Raw genomic sequence first — 13,363 nt, forward strand, 5'->3', positions numbered from 1 at the left:
CTTCCCCCACTCTCCCCCTGCCTCTCAGCGCCTCGGCTCCCAGCGGAACCGGCGCCGTACAGCAAACACCGCGATCGCGATCCAGGCCAGCGCGACGGCCAGGGCCCGAAGGGTGTCGTAGACGCTCAGGTCTCCGGTCCAGCCGCCGCGCACCAGCGTGATCACCGGAGTCAGCGGCAGCAGCTCGCAGAACCGGGCCGGCCGCTCGGGCAGCAGCTCCAGCGGCACGGTCAGCCCGGAGCCCACCATCGAGACCATCAGCAGCGGGAGCGAGGTGACCTGCGAGCTCTCGGTGGTCCGGGTGAAGCCCGCGGTGACGGCCGCCAGCAGCATGCTGAGCAGCAGACCCGACAGCAGCCCGGCGACGGCGAGGTGGGGCGCGCGCGGTGCGGGGACGTGGAGCAGCGCGGTGCACGCACCGGTCAGCAGCAGGCACTGGACGAGGCCGGTGGCGACGGCCGGCAGCGCGGCCCCGGTGAGGATCTCGGTGTCCCGCAGCTCGCCCGTGCGTAGCCGCTTGAGGACCAGTTGCTCGCGCCGGGAGACGAACACGCTGACCAGGGTGGAGTACACGGCGAACAGCAGGGAGAAGCCGATCGCGGCGGGCAGGATGACCAGCCCGATGGTCAGCCCGGCGTCCTTCAGGTTCATTTGCGCGGCCGCAGTCCGCACGCTGAACGGCAGCACCAGCGGCAGGAGCACGCCCGCCACCAGGGCGCTCCGGCTGCGGGCCAGCAGGGTCAGCTCGGCACGCGCGAGCGCGGCCATCCGGCCGGCGGGGGTGGTGACGGCGGCGCTCATGCTGCGTGCTCCTTGTGCTCCTTGTGCTCCTCGTGCTCGTTCGTCCGAGGCGCGGCGGCGTCCCGCGCGATGCCGAGGAACGCCTCCTCCAGCGAGGCCGACCGCACGTCGAGCGCGCGCAGTTCGACTCCGGCCCGCCGGGCCCACAGCAGCAGTTCCGTGGCGGTCCGCTGGAGTTCGCGGGTGCGCAGCCGTACGGCGCGGCCGTCCAACTCATGACCGCACACGCCCAGTTCGGCGAGCGGGGGCAGGTCGCCCAGGAAGAAGCCCATGGGCAGTTCGAAGGAGATCCGGGACGGCTGTGCGGCGGTCACCTCGGCCGGGGTCCCGGCGGCCGCGATGCGTCCCTCGTGCAGGATCGCGATCCGGTCGGCGAGCCCTTCGGCCTCCTCCAGGTAGTGCGTGGTGAGCAGCACGGTCGTCCCACCGTCGCGCAGCGCCCGCACCAACTCCCAGGTATCCCGGCGTCCTTCGGCGTCCAGCCCGGTCGTCGGCTCGTCCAGGAACAGCACCTCGGGCTCACCGAGCAGCGCGAGCGCCAGGTCCAGGCGGCGCCGTTCGCCGCCGGACAGCTGTTTGACCCGTACGCCCGTCCGCCGCTCGAGTCCGACCAGCGCCAGCACCTCGCGGGGCGGGCGGGCCCCGCTGACACAGCCCGCCCACATCCGCGCGGTCTCGGCGACGGTCAGCTCGGAGGGGAAGCCGCCCTCCTGGAGCATCACCCCGGTGCGCGGCCGCACCAGTGCCCGCTCGGTGTACGGGTCGTGTCCGAGCACCCGTACGCGCCCCGAGGTCGGCGCCGCCAGGCCCTCCAGGAGTTCGACCGTCGAGGTCTTGCCGGCGCCGTTGGTGCCCAGCAGCGCGAAGATCTCGCCCGGGGCCACGTGGAAGGAGATACCGCGCACCGCCTCGAATCCGCCCTCGTACACCCGCTGGAGGCCGGTCACCTCAATCACGTGCTCGTCCGTGTCCATGGATCCAGCGTCCCGGCGGCCGGGGCGCCACAGCAGTGCGCGGTGTCATCACCCGGCATGACAAATGTCAGAGCGGACCGGGAGACAGCGCGGACCGGGGGATACCGCGGACCGGGGGATACCGCGGACCAGGGCGAATCCCGGGGACAACGAAAAGACCCCGATCCGATGGACCGGGGCCTTTTTCCCGAGCGGACGACGAGGCTCGAACTCGCGACCTCAACCTTGGCAAGGTTGCGCTCTACCAACTGAGCTACGTCCGCATTGCCTCCGACCGGCTCCCACCGATCGGCGCGAGCACCAGCCTACCTGATCCACAGGAGTGGTCGGGACCGGCGGTGCAGAGCGGGTGACAGGAATTGCACACTGCGCCTTCCCCCTGGAAGGGGGATGTTCTACTACTGAACTACACCCGCATGGACTCCGTGGGTCTCGGCCTTCCGGCCTCGCCCCTCGGCGTGCTCCAGACATTAGCTGATCAACAGGGGGTGTGCGCAAGTCGGTTGTCCCCAGGGCCCACTGACGGGCCCTGGGCCGTGGCCGGGCGCCTTCGGGAGCGACCCGTCACTGGGCCGCGCTGAACGCCTCGTAGACCTTCTTGGGGATGCGGCCGCGGGCCGGCACGTCCATTTTGTGGGCCTGCGCCCAGGCGCGGACGGCGGCGGGATCGGGGGCGACCTCCGTCTGCCGGTAGGTCTTGCCCGACTTCGACCGTTTGCGGCCGGCTTCCACGTACGGCGCGAGCGCCTTACGCAGTTTCTTGGCATTGGCTTGGTTCAGGTCGATCTCATAGAACTTGCCGTCCAGTCCGAAGGCGATCGTCTCCGCCGCTTCCGAGCCGTCGATGTCGTCAAAGAGAGTGACCACGACACGCTGCGCCACGAATATCGGTCCCTTCGTGCGACACCTCTGCGGCTCACCTGCTCCGCCATGCTGTGCATGACGTGCGGAGATGTTCGGAGATGCCGACTGTCCGCCTGTTATAGGGAAAAGTATCGGCTGTTGCCAATTCATTTGTACAGTGCCAGGCATTGCAATGGGAAGCCCGACTAAATCTGTCCGCGTGTCCCGGTGCAATACCGGATCGGTCGCCGAACACCGAACTTTCCCAGAACTTTTCACGAAGACCGCCCAACGGCGTGGGGCCGTGACGGGCGTCACGTAGATTCCTACGAGTCTACTCGCGTAGAAATTTTGTGCGGGTAGTCTGAAGGAACCTGCTCAGCACCACACACCGGGAGTGCCAGTGGCACGCGTCGTAGTCGACGTCATGCTCAAGCCGGAGATCCTCGACCCCCAGGGCCAGGCGGTGCAGCGCGCACTGCCGCGGCTGGGTTTCGAAGGCATCTCCGACGTCCGTCAGGGAAAGCGATTCGAACTGGAAGTGGACGGGCCCGTCGACGAGGCCGCGCTCGCCCGCATTCACGATCTTGCCGAATCCTTCCTCGCCAACACCGTGATCGAGGACTTCACCGTCAAGGTCGAGTCCGATGACGTAGTCGCGGGGGCCGCGAAGTGACCGCTCGTATTGGCGTCGTCACTTTCCCGGGCAGCCTGGACGACCGTGACACCCAGCGGGCGATCCGCCTCGCCGGCGCCGAACCGGTCGCCCTCTGGCACCGGGACAAGGACCTCAAGCAGGTCGACGCGGTCGTCCTGCCGGGCGGTTTCTCCTACGGCGACTATCTGCGGGCCGGCGCCATCTCCCGCTTCTCGCCGGTGATGGGGACCGTCATCGAGCAGGCGAGGGCCGGCCTGCCGGTGCTCGGCATCTGCAACGGCTTCCAGGTCCTCACCGAGGCCCACCTCCTCCCGGGCGCGATGCTCGGCAACGACCACCTGCACTTCATCTGCCGCGACCAGAAGCTGCGGGTGGAGAACGTGTCGACCGCCTGGACGAGCGACTACACCGCCGGCCAGGAGATCCACATCCCGCTGAAGAACATGGACGGCCGGTACGTCGCCGACACGTACACGCTGGACAAGCTGGAGGCGGAGGGCCGCGTCGCCTTCCGGTACCTGGACGGCAACCCCAACGGCTCCCTGCGGGACATCGCCGGCATCACCAACGAGGCCGGAAACGTCGTGGGCCTCATGCCGCACCCCGAGCACGCCACCGAGCCGCTGATCGGTACGGGACGTACCGACGGCCTGCCCTTCTTCACCTCGATCCTCAAGAAGCTGGTCACCGCATGAGCAGGACGCCTCTGGACACGGTCGAGCACGCGGCCGCGACCCCCGACGTCGAGCTGCCCTGGGCCGAACTCGGTCTGAAGAAGGACGAGTACGAGCGGGTCGTGGAGATCCTGGGCCGCCGCCCGACCGGCGCCGAGCTCGCCATGTACTCCGTGATGTGGTCCGAGCACTGCTCGTACAAGTCCTCCAAGGTGCACCTGCGCCAGTTCGGCGAGAAGGCCCCCGAGAACGACGCCCTGCTCGTCGGCATCGGTGAGAACGCCGGTGTGGTGGACGTCGGTCAGGGCTACGCGGTCACCTTCAAGGTCGAGTCGCACAACCACCCCTCCTACGTCGAGCCCTACCAGGGCGCGGCCACGGGCGTCGGCGGCATCGTGCGCGACATCATCGCGATGGGCGCGCGCCCGGTCGCCGTCGTCGACCCGCTGCGCTTCGGCGCCGCCGACCACCCCGACACCAAGCGGGTGCTCCCCGGCGTGGTGGCGGGCATCGGCGGCTACGGCAACTGCCTGGGCCTGCCCAACATCGGCGGTGAGGTCGTCTTCGACGCCTGCTACCAGGGCAACCCGCTGGTCAACGCGGGCTGCATCGGTGTGATGCGGCACGAGGACATCCACCTGGCCAAGGCCTCGGGCACGGGCAACAAGGTCATCCTGTACGGCGCCCGCACGGGCGGCGACGGCATCGGCGGCGCGTCGATCCTCGCCTCGGAGACCTTCGACGACGCCAAGCCGTCCAAGCGCCCCGCGGTCCAGGTCGGCGACCCCTTCCAGGAGAAGCTGCTCATCGAGTGCACCCTGGAGGCCTTCGCCGAGAAGCTGGTCGTCGGCATCCAGGACCTCGGCGCGGCCGGCCTGTCCTGCGCGACGAGCGAGCTGGCCTCCAACGGCTCCGGCGGCATGCGCGTCACCCTGGACGACGTCCCGCTGCGCGACTCCACGCTCTCGCCCGAGGAGATCCTCATGAGCGAGTCGCAGGAGCGCATGTGCGCGGTGGTCGAACCGGAGAAGGTCGACCGCTTCCTGGAGATCTGCGAGAAGTGGGACGTCATCGCCACCGTCATCGGCGAGGTGACCGACGGCGACCGGCTGGAGATCTACTGGCACGGCGGCAAGATCGTCGACGTCGACCCGCGCACGGTCGCCCACGAGGGCCCGGTCTACGAGCGCCCGTACGCGCGCCCCCAGTGGCAGGACGCCCTCCAGGCCGATGACGCGAACAAGCTGCCGCGCCCGCGGACGGCCGAGGAGCTGAAGGACCAGGTCCTGAAGCTCGTGGCGTCCCCGAACCAGGCGTCCAAGAAGTGGATCACTCAGCAGTACGACCACTTCGTGCAGGGCAACACCGTGCTGGCCATGCCCGAGGACTCCGGCATGATCCGGATCGACGAGGAGACCGGCCTCGGCGTCGCCCTCGCCACCGACGGCAACGGCCGCTACGCCAAGCTCGACCCGTACACGGGCGCCCAGCTCGCGCTGGCGGAGGCGTACCGCAACGTCGCCACCACGGGCGCGAAGCCGCTGGCGGTCTCCGACTGCCTGAACTTCGGCTCGCCCGAGGACCCGGCCGTGATGTGGCAGTTCGCGGAGGCCGTGCGGGGTCTGGCGGACGGCTGCAAGCAACTGGGCACCCCGGTGACCGGCGGCAACGTCTCGCTCTACAACCAGACGGGCGAGGCCGCCATCCACCCGACCCCGGTGGTCGCCGTCCTCGGTGTGATCGACGACGTCTCCCGCCGCACCCCGGTCGCCTTCCAGGAGGAGGGCCAGCTGCTGTACCTCCTCGGCGACACCCGCGAGGAGTTCGGCGGCTCGGCCTGGTCGCAGGTGGTCCACGACCACCTCGGCGGCCTGCCCCCGAAGGTCGACCTGGAGCGTGAGCGGCTGCTGGCCGAGATCCTGATCTCCGCCTCCCGCGACGGCATGATCGACTCCGCGCACGACCTGTCCGACGGCGGCCTCGTGCAGGCGGTCGTGGAGTCCGCCCTCCTGGGCGGCAAGGGCGCGCGTCTGGTCGTACCCGACGGCCTGGACGCGTTCACCTTCCTCCTGTCGGAGTCGGCCGGCCGCGCGATCGTCGCCGTGCCGCGCTCCGAGGAGGTCCGCTTCAACGACATGTGCGGCGCGCGGGGCCTGCCCGTCACCCGCATCGGAGTCGTGGACGGCGACTCGATCGAGGTCCAGGGCGAGTTCGAGCTGCCCCTGACCGAACTGCGCGAGGCTCACGAGGGAACGATCCCGGCGCTGCTGGCGTAAGCCCCCTCGGCATACGCGGTGCGGGCCCCGTCCGGTCCAGGACGGGGCCCGCCCGTGCGGAACGCACGGGCGCGGCCGCCGACCACAGGCCGAGGCGGCCAAGCCGTGAAGGCATAGGCTCGCCGCCATGCCCCCGGTCAAGAAGCGCACCCGGACCTACGACCCCGGCAAGACCCGCGCCGCCGTGCTGGCGCAGTTCGGTCATGTGCGGGACGCCGTACGCACGCTGTCTCCCGAGCAGCTCGCGCTGCCCACGCGGCTCGGTGACTGGACCGTGCGGGATCTGGTCGCCCACGTCGGCATGGTCCTGTCGGCCGTCGGCCGGCTGCTCGACCGGCCCGAGCCGGCCCGGCAGGACGGCACCCTGCTCGACTGGCCGTCGGCCATCGGCGCCGACGCCCCGGCCATCGCGGCACACGCGCGCGAACTCGCCGAGCGCAACCCCGACCTCGTCACCTACCTCGACGCCGCCGAGCGGAACTTCACGGCCGCTGTCACCGGGCCCCCCGGCACCCGGCTGCTCGGCACCAGCGCGGGCGCCCTGCCGCTGGCCGACTACGTCGTCACCCGCGCCGTCGAACTCGTCGTCCACACCGACGACCTGAACGCCGCCGTGCCGGGCCTGGACGTCCCCTACGACCGCCAGGCGCTGGCCGCCGCCACCCGCCTGCTGGCCGACGCGCTCGCCGCCCGCGCGCCCGGCGGATCGACCGAGGTGCGCATCCCGCCGTACGCCGTCGTGCAGTGCGTGCAGGGCCCCCGGCACACCCGCGGCACTCCGCCCAACGTCGTCGAGACCGACCCGCTGACCTGGGTCCGGCTGGCCGCAGGCCGGCTGGTGTGGCAGGACGCCGTGGCGGCCGCCGAGGTCAGCGCGAGCGGGGAGCGGGCCGATCTCAGTGGGCTGCTTCCGCTCCTGGCCTGAACCCGCTCCCCATGGCGTTCACGGCCTGAATGATGTGCGACACCTCACTCATGTCCATCCCGGAAAAGTCCGCAGCGCCTTCCCAGCGGCACCGTTGTCAGCGGATGGATCATCGATGCAGCTCTCTGACCTGCTAAAACGGCGACGGGGCATGGGAAGTGGCGCGAGAGCGGTACCGGACCGGCGCGCATCCCCCAATTCGGACCAGTGGTCGACCTCGCCTACACTCGGAGCCGTGCCACGTGGTGACGGACGACTCAACCACGACCTGCTCCCCGGTGAGAAGGGCCCCCAGGACGCGTGCGGCGTCTTCGGTGTCTGGGCTCCGGGTGAAGAGGTCGCAAAACTCACGTACTTCGGGCTCTACGCCCTCCAGCATCGGGGCCAGGAATCCGCGGGTATCGCGGTCAGCAACGGCTCCCAGATCCTCGTCTTCAAGGACATGGGACTGGTTTCCCAGGTCTTCGACGAGACCTCGCTCGGCTCCCTCCAAGGTCATATCGCGGTCGGACACGCCCGCTACTCGACCACCGGCGCCTCCGTGTGGGAGAACGCCCAGCCGACGTTCCGTGCCACCGCGCACGGATCGATCGCTCTCGGCCACAACGGGAACCTGGTCAATACCGCCCGGCTCGCCGAGCTGGTCGCCGACCTGCCGAAGGACAACAACGGGCGCTCCACCCGCGTCGCGGCCACCAACGACACCGACCTGCTCACGGCCCTGCTGGCCGCCCAGGTCGACGCCGACGGCAAGCCGCTGACCATCGAGGAGGCGGCCCACACCGTCCTGCCGCAGGTCAAGGGCGCCTTCAGCCTCGTCTTCATGGACGAGCACACCCTCTACGCCGCCCGTGACCCGCAGGGCATCCGCCCGCTGGTCCTGGGCCGCCTGGAGCGCGGCTGGGTCGTCGCCTCGGAGACCGCCGCGCTGGACATCACCGGTGCCAGCTTCGTCCGGGAGATCGAGCCCGGCGAGTTCGTCGCCATCGACGAGAACGGTCTGCGCACGTCCCGATTCGCGGAAGCGAAGCCCAAGGGCTGTGTCTTCGAGTACGTGTACCTGGCCCGCCCGGACACCGACATCGCCGGCCGGAACGTCTACCTCTCCCGCGTCGAGATGGGCCGCCGCCTGGCGAAGGAGGCCCCCGTCGAGGCCGACCTCGTCATAGCCACCCCGGAGTCCGGCACCCCCGCCGCCATCGGCTACGCGGAGGAGTCCGGCATCCCCTTCGGCAGCGGACTGGTGAAGAACGCCTACGTCGGCCGCACCTTCATCCAGCCCTCGCAGACCATCCGCCAGATCGGCATCCGCCTGAAGCTGAACCCGCTGAAGGAAGTCATCAAGGGCAAGCGCCTGGTCGTCGTCGACGACTCGATCGTGCGCGGCAACACCCAGCGGGCCCTGGTGCGGATGCTGCGCGAGGCCGGCGCCGCCGAGGTGCACATCCGGATCTCCTCGCCGCCGGTGAAGTGGCCCTGCTTCTTCGGCATCGACTTCGCCACCCGGGCCGAGCTCATCGCCAATGGCATGAGCATCGACGAGATCGGCACCTCGCTGGGCGCCGACTCGCTGGCGTACATCTCCATCGACGGCATGATCGAGGCGACCACCATCGCCAAGCCGAACCTGTGCCGCGCCTGCTTCGACGGCGAGTACCCGATGGAGCTGCCCGACCCCGAGCTGCTCGGCAAGCAGCTGCTGGAGTCCGAGCTGGCCGCCGGGCCGGCCGCCACGGCCGCGGCCGACGCGATCCGCCGCCCGTAAGCACGCAAGACGACACGAAGGTTCCCAAGGTCATGTCTTCCGAGACCACTGGCGCCAGCTACGCGAGCGCGGGCGTCGACATCGAGGCGGGCGACCGCGCCGTAGAGCTCATGAAGGAGTGGGTGAAGAAGACCGGCCGTCCCGAGGTGCTCGGCGGCCTCGGCGGCTTCGCCGGCCTCTTCGACGCCTCCGCCCTCAAGCGCTACGAGCGCCCGCTGCTCGCCTCCGCCACGGACGGCGTCGGCACCAAGGTCGACATCGCCCGCCGGCTCGGCGTGTACGACACCATCGGCCACGACCTGGTCGCCATGGTCATGGACGACATCGTCGTGTGCGGCGCCGAGCCGCTGTTCATGACCGACTACATCTGCGTCGGCAAGGTCCACCCCGAGCGGGTCGCCGCCATCGTCAAGGGCATCGCCGAGGGCTGCGTCCTGGCCGGCTGCGCGCTGATCGGCGGCGAGACGGCGGAACACCCGGGCCTGCTCGGCGAGGACGACTTCGACGTCGCCGGCGCCGGTACGGGCGTCGTGGAGGCGGACCGGCTGCTCGGCCCCGATCGCATCCGTACGGGTGACGCGGTGATCGCCATGGCGGCCTCCGGGCTTCACTCCAACGGGTACTCCCTGGTCAGGCACGTGCTGCTGGACCGGGCCGGGCTGCCGCTGGAGGCGCACGTCGAGGAGCTCGGCCGCACCCTCGGCGAGGAGCTGCTGGAGCCGACCAGGATCTACTCGCTGGACTGCCTGGCGCTGATCCGCACCACCGAGGTGCACGCCTTCAGCCACGTGACCGGCGGCGGTCTCGCCGCCAACCTGGCCCGGGTGATCCCGGACGGCCTGCACGCCGTGGTCGACCGCTCCACCTGGACCCCGGCCCCCGTCTTCGACCTGGTCGCCAAGACCGGCGACGTCGAGCGGCTGGAGCTGGAGAAGACCCTCAACATGGGCGTGGGCATGATCGCGATCGTGCCCGAGGAGTCGGTCGACGTGGCCCTCGCCACCCTGGCCGACCGCGGGCTCGACGCCTGGGTGGCCGGCGAGATCACCGACCGCGGCGAGCACACCACGGGCGCGGCCCTGGTGGGGGACCACGCGTGAACCACACCCGTGACCGGCACGCTCCGGCCGCCGGCGCCCAGTGGGCGTCGGCGGGCGCACGAAACCCGGTCCGGTGCGTGAGCCCCGGACCGGGTGAGGTGCGATGCCTACGGCACGCAGGAAACGGCTGAGCCGCCGCGGGCGCTATGCGCCGCGACGGTGCTGCCGCGAGGAGTTGTCGTCCTCGTCCTCGTCGTCGTCCTCGTACAACTCGGCGTACCGTGAGTACAGGTCGTCGTCGTGCTCATCGTCCTCGAAACGGTCACCGTTCGGTGACTGATTCGACGTCGATGCGCCCAGCTCCTCGGCCAGGCGTGAGAGATCCGTCCCACCGCTGTTGTACTTCAGCTGGCGGGCGACCTTCGTCTGCTTGGCCTTGGCCCGGCCGCGCCCCATGGCTCGACCCCCTCAACGACGGGGCTCAACGGCCCCAGAGTCTGACACGCGTTCATGATCCGGAACGGGCTCTCCGTGGAGAGACCGGTCCGTAGGGCTTCCACGGTACCTGAGCCCACGCCCATACGGTACGTCGCCCACCGGACGCGCGTGTGCACAGGACCGTCGAGGAAGCCTGTCCTTGCTGGTCAGTGGCGATTTTAACCACTTATCCGCAGACGACCCGCCGGTGGAAGTGAGAGTTCTCTCCAACTGTCCACCGGCAGGTACCGCGCGGACGCGCGACGTCCGCCGTGCCGTCAGCCCGCGGCCCGGGTGTCCCCGGCGGCCTTAGCGGCCCTGGCCTCCGACATCCGCTGCTCGGCGATCCGGTCGGCCGCCGCGGCCGGCGGAATCCCGTCGTCCTTCGCACGTGCGAATATGGCCAGCGTGGTGTCGAAGATCTCCGACGCCTTCGCCTTGCACCGGTCGAAGTCGAAGCCGTTCAGCTCGTCGGCGACCTGGATGACACCGCCGGCGTTCACCACGTAGTCCGGCGCGTAGAGGATCGAGCGGTCGGCCAGATCCTTCTCGACACCCGGGTGGGCGAGCTGGTTGTTGGCCGCACCGCACACCACCTTGGCGGTCAGCACCGGCACGGTGTCGTCGTTCAGGGCGCCGCCGAGCGCGCAGGGGGCGTAGACGTCCAGCCCCTCGGTGCGGATCAGCGCGTCGGTGTCGGCCGCCACCTGAACCGCGGGGTGCTTGTCGACGATGCGCCGCACGGCGTCCTGCCGGACGTCCGTGATCACGACCTGGGCGCCCTCCTTGAGCAGGTGCTCGACGAGGTGGTGCCCGACCTTGCCGACGCCGGCGATGCCGACCTTGCGGTCACGCAGCGACGGGTCGCCCCACAGGTGCTGGGCGGAGGCCCGCATGCCCTGGTAGACACCGAAGGAGGTCAGCACCGAGGAGTCGCCGGCGCCGCCGTTCTCGGGCGAGCGGCCGGTGGTCCAGCGGCACTCGCGCGCCACGACGTCCATGTCGGCCACATACGTGCCGACGTCGCAGGCGGTGACGTAGCGCCCGCCGAGCGAGGCGACGAACCGCCCGTAGGCGAGCAGCAGTTCCTCGGTCTTGATCTGCTCCGGGTCACCGATGATCACGGCCTTGCCGCCACCGTGACGGAGGCCGGCCATGGCGTTCTTGTACGACATGCCGCGCGCGAGGTTCAGCGCGTCGGCGACGGCCTGCTCCTCGTTCGCGTACGGGTAGAAGCGCGTACCGCCGAGCGCGGGGCCCAGAGCGGTGGAGTGGATGGCGATGACGGCCTTGAGGCCGCTGGCGCGGTCCTGACAGAGCACGACTTGCTCATGACCCCCCTGCTCCGAGTGGAACAGGGTGTGCAGGACGCCGTTGGTCACGTCGGTCACGGTGGTGACTCCCGGGGAAGTAGCGGCGAGCGGGGACTGGCCCTCCGAAGACCCCCGCGCGTTGTGGTGGCGGAGGTGGGAGGAGGGGGTGGTGTGCGGCGGCCGGTGGGCCGCTCAGCAGGAGATTAGACCCTGACCCCGCCTTCCATGACCCTGGTGGTGGGGATCACCCTCCCCCGGAGTACGCCGCCACCCGGGCGTGGGACGATTTGCAGTGGTTTTCCGTCCACCCGGGTGCGGGCCGGGCGGGTTTCGGGTCCGGTCCGGTGGGGAGGGAGCAGGCGTGCCCAAGGTGTCCTCCGTGGTCGTCCCGTACGCGACCTACTTGCGCGTCTACGAGCCGCTGGCCGCCTTCCCGGAGCCGGAGCGCAGCCACTGGGCGCGCTATGCCCGCCGCCCGGACCGCCCCTCCTACCAGGACGAACTGCGCCGCTCGCTGGCCGACCTGCTGCCCACCCCGCCGGTGCCAGTTCCGGTGCACGAGAGCCCGGACGCGTTCGTGCTCGACGTCGACGGGGTGGTCTGCGTCTGCCCCTGGCGCACCCGGCTGCGCGGCTGGCAGGCCCTGGGCGACCTCGCCGAGGAGTTCCCGGCCGCCGTGCTGGACGCGGTCCTGCCGCCGGTGGTGCGCCGCCAGGCCACCCAGGACTACGAGCGCTGGCTGGCCGACAACCCCGACGCCCGCCCCTGGATCCGCACCGCGACCTGGCAGGTGCCGCTGAACTGGTTCGTGCTGGTCTCCGACGAGGAACGGGAGTACGTCAAGGGCTCCGGTGAGGCCGGGGACCCCGGCGGCTTCGGTGGCGACGTGCCGGTGCTGCGCTACCGGACGCCGATGGTGCAGGCGCGGCGGCGGGTGGCGCGCGGGCTGCGGGCGCTCAAGGACGCCGTCGACGAGGGGCCGCTGATCGACGGCCTGGTGGACGTCGGACGCTGGCTGGAGGAGTTCCATCCGCGCTCGCTGGTGGAGCTGGACTACGGCGGGCTGGTGCACGCGCTGCCGGTCGGCGAGCTGGAGGGCGACCACTCGGCCGCCGATGTGGCCGAGGGCATCGAGGCGCTGCGCCAGGGCGACGGGGCGGCCGCGGGAGAGGCGTACGGGCGGCTCGTGGAGCGCTGGCGGGCGGTACGCGACCGGCGCTCCGCGAACTGACGCCGCGCCAGGCCCGAGCCCGTTCGAGCCCGTCCGACCCCGTCCGATCTCGCGCGACCTCGTGTCCGGGGTGACGCAGATCACGGTTGAACGGATGGTGAACGGCGTACCGTCGAGGGCGTTTCCGGGAGCTGACGGGACGTAGGTTCCGATCCGGGCGTTTGCATCAAGGGTGACGGACGGCACTTTCCCGACCCTTGCGCCGCTTGCCTCTCCTCGTGCCAAAATAGGACAAGGAGTCCGGGGAGGGCTCCATCCGTCCAACTGTGCTCCACTATGGGCGGGATCTCCGCATTGCACTCTTTGGGGGGTCTGGCGACTCCTGATCGCGCTGTGACTGATCGTCACAGTGGCGTGACTGTCCGCTATGGCATGGTCCATCGGCT

General features: G+C 70.4%; 12 protein-coding genes and 2 tRNA genes. 7 read left to right on the top strand and 7 right to left on the bottom strand.

Annotated features, from left to right (window positions below):
- Positions 1-24: 24 nt before the first annotated feature.
- The 5 genes from ACWEK3_RS28555 to ACWEK3_RS28575 form a co-directional block, all read right to left on the bottom strand.
- Positions 25-801, bottom strand: coding sequence for an ABC transporter permease (locus ACWEK3_RS28555; protein ID WP_453250932.1), 777 nt, complete (start codon positions 799-801; stop codon positions 25-27).
- A complete protein-coding gene (locus ACWEK3_RS28560) occupies positions 798-1,775 on the bottom strand; it encodes an ABC transporter ATP-binding protein (RefSeq protein ID WP_453250933.1) in 978 nt (325 codons plus the stop codon). Before ACWEK3_RS28560 ends, ACWEK3_RS28555 begins: the two co-directional genes overlap by 4 nt.
- Positions 1,776-1,965: 190 nt before the next feature.
- Positions 1,966-2,038 (bottom strand) — tRNA-Gly (locus tag ACWEK3_RS28565).
- A gap of 81 nt (positions 2,039-2,119) precedes the next feature.
- Positions 2,120-2,191: transfer RNA gene (locus ACWEK3_RS28570), tRNA-Gly, on the bottom strand.
- A gap of 148 nt (positions 2,192-2,339) precedes the next feature.
- Entirely contained in the window at positions 2,340-2,657 is a 318-nt protein-coding gene (locus tag ACWEK3_RS28575) for a histone-like nucleoid-structuring protein Lsr2 (RefSeq protein ID WP_141359994.1), read from the bottom strand.
- A 364-nt stretch (positions 2,658-3,021) separates the two neighbouring features.
- Between ACWEK3_RS28575 and purS the strand changes: the two genes are divergently transcribed.
- From purS to purM, 6 genes are all read left to right on the top strand, one after another.
- The gene (gene purS / locus ACWEK3_RS28580; protein ID WP_190176121.1) at positions 3,022-3,294 is read left to right on the top strand and encodes a phosphoribosylformylglycinamidine synthase subunit PurS; all 273 of its coding nucleotides are present in this window, start codon (positions 3,022-3,024) and stop codon (positions 3,292-3,294) included.
- Entirely contained in the window at positions 3,291-3,971 is a 681-nt protein-coding gene (gene purQ / locus ACWEK3_RS28585; RefSeq protein ID WP_450546979.1) for a phosphoribosylformylglycinamidine synthase subunit PurQ, read from the top strand. Before purS ends, purQ begins: the two co-directional genes overlap by 4 nt.
- Complete coding sequence (gene purL, locus ACWEK3_RS28590) at positions 3,968-6,226, top strand: phosphoribosylformylglycinamidine synthase subunit PurL (RefSeq protein WP_453250934.1); 2,259 nt, start codon at positions 3,968-3,970, stop codon at positions 6,224-6,226. The genes purQ and purL overlap by 4 nt, the downstream gene beginning before the upstream one ends.
- Before the next feature lie 127 nt (positions 6,227-6,353).
- On the top strand, positions 6,354-7,151 hold the full coding sequence (locus ACWEK3_RS28595) for a sterol carrier family protein (protein ID WP_450546981.1): 798 nt from the start codon (positions 6,354-6,356) through the stop codon (positions 7,149-7,151).
- 235 nt (positions 7,152-7,386) lie between these two features.
- On the top strand, positions 7,387-8,916 hold the full coding sequence (gene purF / locus ACWEK3_RS28600; protein ID WP_390725529.1) for an amidophosphoribosyltransferase: 1,530 nt from the start codon (positions 7,387-7,389) through the stop codon (positions 8,914-8,916).
- A 32-nt stretch (positions 8,917-8,948) separates the two neighbouring features.
- Positions 8,949-10,016 (top strand): phosphoribosylformylglycinamidine cyclo-ligase, encoded by a 1,068-nt coding sequence (gene purM / locus ACWEK3_RS28605; RefSeq protein WP_390725528.1) that lies wholly within the window; start codon positions 8,949-8,951, stop codon positions 10,014-10,016.
- Positions 10,017-10,160: 144 nt separating this feature from the next.
- Here purM and ACWEK3_RS28610 read toward each other — a convergent pair whose 3' ends face one another.
- On the bottom strand, positions 10,161-10,412 hold the full coding sequence (locus ACWEK3_RS28610) for a DUF3073 domain-containing protein (protein ID WP_361419022.1): 252 nt from the start codon (positions 10,410-10,412) through the stop codon (positions 10,161-10,163).
- Between the two features lie 299 nt (positions 10,413-10,711).
- Entirely contained in the window at positions 10,712-11,824 is a 1,113-nt protein-coding gene (locus ACWEK3_RS28615; RefSeq protein ID WP_450546982.1) for a Leu/Phe/Val dehydrogenase, read from the bottom strand.
- 283 nt (positions 11,825-12,107) lie between these two features.
- Between ACWEK3_RS28615 and ACWEK3_RS28620 the strand changes: the two genes are divergently transcribed.
- Positions 12,108-12,977, top strand: coding sequence for a hypothetical protein (locus tag ACWEK3_RS28620; protein ID WP_361419016.1), 870 nt, complete (start codon positions 12,108-12,110; stop codon positions 12,975-12,977).
- Positions 12,978-13,363: the final 386 nt, after the last annotated feature.

The sequence above is a fragment of the Streptomyces sp. NPDC004721 genome (genome assembly GCF_053601495.1).

Coding starts and splice junctions, on each gene's coding strand:
- purL (WP_453250934.1), top strand. CDS start 3,968: ATGAGCAGGACGCCTCTGGACACGGTCGAGCACGCGGCCGCGACCCCC.
- purM (WP_390725528.1), top strand. CDS start 8,949: ATGTCTTCCGAGACCACTGGCGCCAGCTACGCGAGCGCGGGCGTCGAC.
- ACWEK3_RS28555 (WP_453250932.1), bottom strand. CDS start 801: ATGAGCGCCGCCGTCACCACCCCCGCCGGCCGGATGGCCGCGCTCGCG.
- ACWEK3_RS28560 (WP_453250933.1), bottom strand. CDS start 1,775: ATGGACACGGACGAGCACGTGATTGAGGTGACCGGCCTCCAGCGGGTG.
- ACWEK3_RS28610 (WP_361419022.1), bottom strand. CDS start 10,412: ATGGGGCGCGGCCGGGCCAAGGCCAAGCAGACGAAGGTCGCCCGCCAG.
- ACWEK3_RS28595 (WP_450546981.1), top strand. CDS start 6,354: ATGCCCCCGGTCAAGAAGCGCACCCGGACCTACGACCCCGGCAAGACC.